The sequence below is a fragment of the Azospirillum sp. UFLA03-27 genome, from assembly GCF_059803775.1.
This window is the reverse complement of record NZ_JAUQTX010000348.1, coordinates 1-5,333: the sequence shown is the minus strand read 5'-3', so window position 1 is coordinate 5,333 and position 5,333 is coordinate 1. Positions and strand designations below refer to the sequence as shown.

The window sequence follows — 5,333 nt, the reverse complement described above, 5'->3', positions numbered from 1 at the left end:
AGTCTCGTGGGCTCGGAGATGTGTATAAGAGACAGGCCCGGTGCCGCGCAAGGCCGCCTCCCGCCGCTGATCCGACCCTGTTTGACACGATGAACCAGACCGAATCCCCCCCCACCGCGCGCGCCGTCGCGCTGCCGAGCGAGGACGCGACCGCAGCCCTGGCCCGCCGTTTGGCCGCGGCGCTGGCGCCCGGCGACCTCGTGGCCCTGCGCGGCGACCTGGGCGCCGGCAAGTCCGCCCTGTGCCGCGCCCTGATCCGCGCCGTGACGGAGGAGGACGCGGAGGTGCCGTCCCCCACCTTCACGCTGGTGCAGACCTACGACACCGACATCGGCCCGGTCTGGCATTTCGACCTCTACCGCCTGTCCGGCCCCGACGAGGTGACGGAACTGGGCTGGGACGAGGCCCGCGCCGAGGCCGTCCTGCTGGTGGAATGGCCGGACCGGCTGGGGCCGCTGCTGCCCGCCGACCGCCTCGACATCGTGATGAGCTTCGCCGGGCCGACCGAGCGCCGCGCCACCCTGACCGGCCACGGCGCCTGGGAATCGCGCCTCACCACAATCGACCTCACCGGACTGGAGCGGCCGTGACCGACCGCGCGTCGCAGATCGCCGCCTTCCTCGCCCGCCACGGGCTGGAGGGGGCCAAACGCGAGCCGCTGGCCGGCGACGCCTCGGCACGCCGCTACGAGCGCCTGACGACTCCGGACGGCGGGACGCTGATCCTGGTCGACACCCCCGCCCCGGCGGAGGATCTGGCGCCCTTCATCGCCATCGGCGCCACCCTGGACCGGCTGGGCTTCTCGGTCCCCGCCATTCTGGCGGCGGAGGTGGAGGCGGGGCTCGCCATCCAGGAGGATTTCGGCGACGGCACCCTGACCCGCCTGCTGAACGCCGGGGAGGAGCCGCGCCCGCTCTACGAGCTGGCGACCGACGTTCTGATCGAGTTGCACCGCCGCTTCCCGGTGGAGGAGGCGGCCTGCCTGAACCTGCCGCTCTACGACGCGGGCCTGTTCACGCAGCAGGTGGCGCTGTTCGCCGAGGTCTACATGCCCGCGGCGACGGGAAAACCGCTGTCGGACGAGGCCCGGTCCGACTTCGACGCGGCGTGGAACGCGGTGGTGCCGGGGGCCTGCGCCGGGCCGCAGTCGCTGCTGCTGCGCGATTACCATGTGGACAACGTGATGCGGCTGCCGCGGCCCGGCCTGCGGGCGGCGGGGCTGATCGATTACCAGAGCGCCGGGCTCGGCCCCGTCGCCTACGATCTGGTGTCGCTGCTGGAGGACGCCCGCCGCGACCTGCCCGCCGGGCTGGAGGGCGTGCTGCTGGAACGCTACCGCACTGCCTTCCCGGATCGGGACTGGGAGGCCTTCCGCCGCTCCTACACGGTGCTGGGGGCGATCCGGCACACCCGCATCCTCGCCATCTTCGTGCGTCTGGCGTTGCAGCGCCGACGCGGCTATCTCCTTCACCTGCCGCGCGTCTGGCGGCTTCTGGAAGGCCAGCTCGCCAAGCCCGAACTGGCCCCGGTCGCCGACTGGTTTGCCCGTCATCTGCCGCCGGGTACCCGCGCGGAGCTTGTCGTTCCGGAGCCGGATTGATTATGTCGCCTGTCTCGAAGAAGACCCGTACCAAGACGCCGCCTGTGATAACCGCCCCCGCCAAGGCCATGGTGATGGCTGCCGGGCTGGGCCTGCGGATGCGCCCGCTGACCCTGGAGCGCCCGAAGCCCCTGATCCCGGTGATGGGCAAGCCGATGCTCGACCACGCGCTCGACCGGCTGGAGGAGGCCGGCGTGACCGCCGCCGTGGTCAACAGCCATTACAAGGGCGAAATGATCGCCGCACATCTGGCGGGACGGACCAGCCCGGCCATCACCCTGTCGCCGGAGGACACGCTGCTGGAGACCGGCGGCGGCGTGAAGAAGGCCCTGCCGCTGCTCGGTACCGACCCGGTCTACGTGGTCAACGCCGACATCCTGTGGCTCGACGGGCCGTCCCCCACGCTGGCGCGGCTGGCCCGCCACTGGAACCCGGACGAGATGGACGCGCTTCTGCTGCTGATGGCGACCACCAAGGCGGTGGGATACGAGGGGCGCGGCGATTTCCACATGGACCCGCTGGGCCGTCTGACCCGGCGCGGCGAGATGGAGATCGCCCCCTTCGTCTACGCCGGCGTCCAGATCGTGAAGCCGGAACTGTTCGGGCAGGACACCCCCGACGGTGCCTTCTCCACCAACCGCATCTGGGACCGCGCGCAGGAGGCCGGTCGCCTCTTCGGCCTCGCCCATGACGGGTTGTGGTTCCACATCGGCACCCCGGACGCGCTGGCCGAGACGGAGGAGATGCTGTCGATGAGCGACGTGTCGGTGGTCACCACCTGACCGGCCGCCCGGCCGTCCCTTTGTGAGAATTTTTGTATTCCTTGACGCTTTGTGGTCTCATTGCCCCACATCTAGTATCCTCGCGCGTCTGACGATACAGCTTCCGGGGCAGGCATGAGCGGCAGGGCGGAGCCCAAGGTCTATTCGATTCCCACCGGCGTGTCCTTCGTGGACCAGCTCGCCGCGGGAATCCTGGACCGCGTGGGGAACGACCCGCTGGCGCTCGCCGGGGTGACCGTCCTGCTGCCGACGCGCCGCTCCTGCCGCTCGCTGCGCGAGGCCTTCCTGCGCCGCTCCGGCGGGCAGCCGATGCTGCTGCCGCGGATGAGCCCGCTGGGCGAGCTGGACGCCGCCTCCCTCAGCCTGACCTCGGCGGAGGAACTGCCCGGCGTGCCGCTGGAGTTGCCCGACCCGATCAGCGGGCTGAAGCGCCAGATGATGCTGGCCCGGCTGATCCTCCAGGCCACCGGCGTGTCGGCCACCACCGCGCAGGCGGTGCGGCTGGGCGCCGACCTGGGCCGGCTGATCGACGCGGTGTGGACGGAGGATGTCGCCTTCGACCGGCTGGCCTCGCTGGTGCCGGAGGACTACGCCCAGCACTGGCAGGTGACGCTGGAGTTCCTAAAGATCGTCACGGAGCACTGGCCGGCCATCCTCGGCGCCAGCGCGCTGACCGACCCGGCGCAGCGCCGCAACCTCGTGCTTCAGACCCAGGCCGCGCTCTGGCGGGCGGAGCCGCCGCAGGGGCTGGTCATCGCCGCCGGCTCCACCGGCTCCATCCCGGCGTCGGCCGACCTGCTGGCGGTGGTCGCCGCCCTGCCGCAGGGCGCCGTCGTGCTGCCCGGCCTCGACCTGGAGGCCGACGAGGCGAGCTGGGACGCCATCCGCGCCGATGAGGCGCACCCGCAACACGGCCTCGCCCATCTGCTCGACCGGCTGTCGGTCGGCCGCGCCGCCGTGCGCCGCTGGAACGACGCGGAGGAGCCGCGGGCCGCCCGCGCCCGCCTGCTCGCCGAGGCCATGCGCCCCGCCGCCACCACGGAAAGCTGGCGGGAGCTGGACGGGCTGGACGCCGAGGCCCTGGAGGGGCTGACCCGCATCGACGCCCCGACCGCGGAGGAGGAGGCGTCGGTCATCGCGCTCCTGCTCCGTCACGCGCTGGAGACTCCGGGCAAGACGGCGGCGCTGGTCTCGCCCGACCGCAACCTCGCGCGCCGGGTCGCCATGGCGTTGACCCGCTGGGGCATCGCGGTTAACGACTCGGCGGGCCAGCCGCTCGTCCACACCGCCGTCGGCACCTATCTGCGGCTGACCGCCGAGCTGGCCGCCAGCCGCGCCCACCCGCTGGCCCTGCTGGCGCTCGCCAAGCACCCGCTGGCCGCCGGCGGACACGACCCGGCGGAGTTCCGCCGCTCCGCCCGCGCGCTGGAGCGCACCGTCCTGCGCGGCCCCCGCCCGGCGGAGGGCTTCGCCGGGCTGATCGCCGCCCTGAAGGCCGCCGCCCGCTTCGACCACCCGGACCAGCAGGCCGCCCTGCTCGGCTGGCTGGAAAATCTGGAAACGCTCGCCGCCCCCTTCATGGAGACGCTGTTCGGCGAGGCCCCGCTCAGCGACCTCGTCCGCGCACACGTCGCCTTCGCCGAGGCTCTGGCCTCGCGCACCGACGCGCCGGGGTCGGAGTTCCTGTGGCGGCAGGACGACGGCGAGGAGGCCGCGACCTTCGTCCATGAGCTGCTGGAGGCGGCGGACGGCTTCCCTGCCGTTCCCGGCAAGGACTATCCGGCGCTGCTCGACGCGCTGATGGCGATGCGCCCGGTGCGCCCGCGCTTCGGCCTGCACCCGCGCCTCTACATCCTCGGCCCCATGGAAGCGCGCCTTCAGCATTTCGACCTGCTGGTCCTCGGCGGGCTGAACGAGGGGACCTGGCCGCCCGACCCCGGTGCTGATCCCTGGATGTCGCGCCCGATGCGCCGGGATTTCGGCCTGCCCAGCCCGGAACGCATGGTCGGCCTGTCCGCCCACGACTTCACCCATGCCTGCGGCGCGGAGGAGGTCGTGCTGACCCGCGCGGAGCGGGTGGACGGCACGCCGACCGTCCCGTCGCGCTGGCTGCTGCGGCTGGAGACGGTGCTGCGCGCGCTGGGGCTGGACGGGCGGATCGAGCTGGCCGGGGAGCCCTGGCTGGCCTGGGCGCGCGGTCTGGACGAGCCGGACGCCGTGCGCCCCGTCGCCCCGCCGGAGCCGCGCCCGCCGGTGTCCGCCCGCCCGCGCAAGCTGTCGGTCACCAAGATCGAGAAGTGGATGCGCGACCCCTACGCCATCTACGCCGAGCATGTGCTGAATCTCCGCAAGCTCGACCCCATCGCCGCCGACCCCGGCGCCGCCGACCGCGGCCAGTTCATCCATGCGGCGCTGGACGCCTTCGTGAAGGCCTATCCTGGCCACCTGCCCGACGACGCGCTGCACCGGCTGCTGGCGATGGGGCGCGAGTCCTTCGGCCCGCTGCTGCACAGCCATCCCGACGTCTGGGCCTTCTGGTGGCCGCGCTTCGAGCGCATCGCCGAGTGGTTCGTCGGGCTGGAGCGCGACCGCCGCCGCACCCTGAAGCCGCTCGCCACCGAGGTGTCTGGCGAGCTGGCGCTGACCGGCCCCGCTGGTCCCTTCCTGCTGACCGCCAAGGCCGACCGCATCGATTCGGGCGGCGAGGGGCTGGTCCTGATCGACTACAAGACCGGCACCCCGCCCTCGACCCGCGAGATCGAGCTGGGCTTCGCCCCGCAGTTGCCGCTGGAGGCCGCCATGGCCGAGGCCGGCGGTTTCGCCGGGGTGGCCAGGAACCGGGTCGCGGAGCTGGCCTTCTGGCGCCTGTCCGGCGGCGACCCGCCGGGCGAGGAGAAGGCGGTCAAGGGCCTGTCTCTTATACACATCTGACGCTGCCGACGATTATACGC

The 5,333-nt window shown here is 72.6% G+C and carries 4 protein-coding genes; all 4 read left to right on the top strand.

All coding sequences use genetic code 11. The features are described 5' to 3' along the window. Positions 1-89: 89 nt before the first annotated feature. Positions 90-590 carry a tRNA (adenosine(37)-N6)-threonylcarbamoyltransferase complex ATPase subunit type 1 TsaE gene (gene tsaE / locus Q4I23_RS30200; RefSeq protein WP_454020119.1) on the top strand — a complete coding sequence of 167 codons (501 nt, stop codon included), beginning with the start codon at positions 90-92 and terminating at the stop codon, positions 588-590. Beyond that, entirely contained in the window at positions 587-1,600 is a 1,014-nt protein-coding gene (locus Q4I23_RS30195; RefSeq protein ID WP_498528666.1) for an aminoglycoside phosphotransferase family protein, read from the top strand. Before tsaE ends, Q4I23_RS30195 begins: the two co-directional genes overlap by 4 nt. Before the next feature lie 2 nt (positions 1,601-1,602). Continuing rightward, positions 1,603-2,382: a nucleotidyltransferase family protein gene (locus tag Q4I23_RS30190; RefSeq protein ID WP_498528665.1), complete on the top strand. Its 780-nt coding sequence runs from the start codon at positions 1,603-1,605 to the stop codon at positions 2,380-2,382. A gap of 114 nt (positions 2,383-2,496) precedes the next feature. After that, entirely contained in the window at positions 2,497-5,313 is a 2,817-nt protein-coding gene (addB, locus tag Q4I23_RS30185) for a double-strand break repair protein AddB (RefSeq protein ID WP_498528664.1), read from the top strand. Positions 5,314-5,333: the final 20 nt, after the last annotated feature.

Coding starts and splice junctions, on each gene's coding strand:
- addB (WP_498528664.1), top strand. CDS start 2,497: ATGAGCGGCAGGGCGGAGCCCAAGGTCTATTCGATTCCCACCGGCGTG.
- Q4I23_RS30190 (WP_498528665.1), top strand. CDS start 1,603: ATGTCGCCTGTCTCGAAGAAGACCCGTACCAAGACGCCGCCTGTGATA.
- tsaE (WP_454020119.1), top strand. CDS start 90: ATGAACCAGACCGAATCCCCCCCCACCGCGCGCGCCGTCGCGCTGCCG.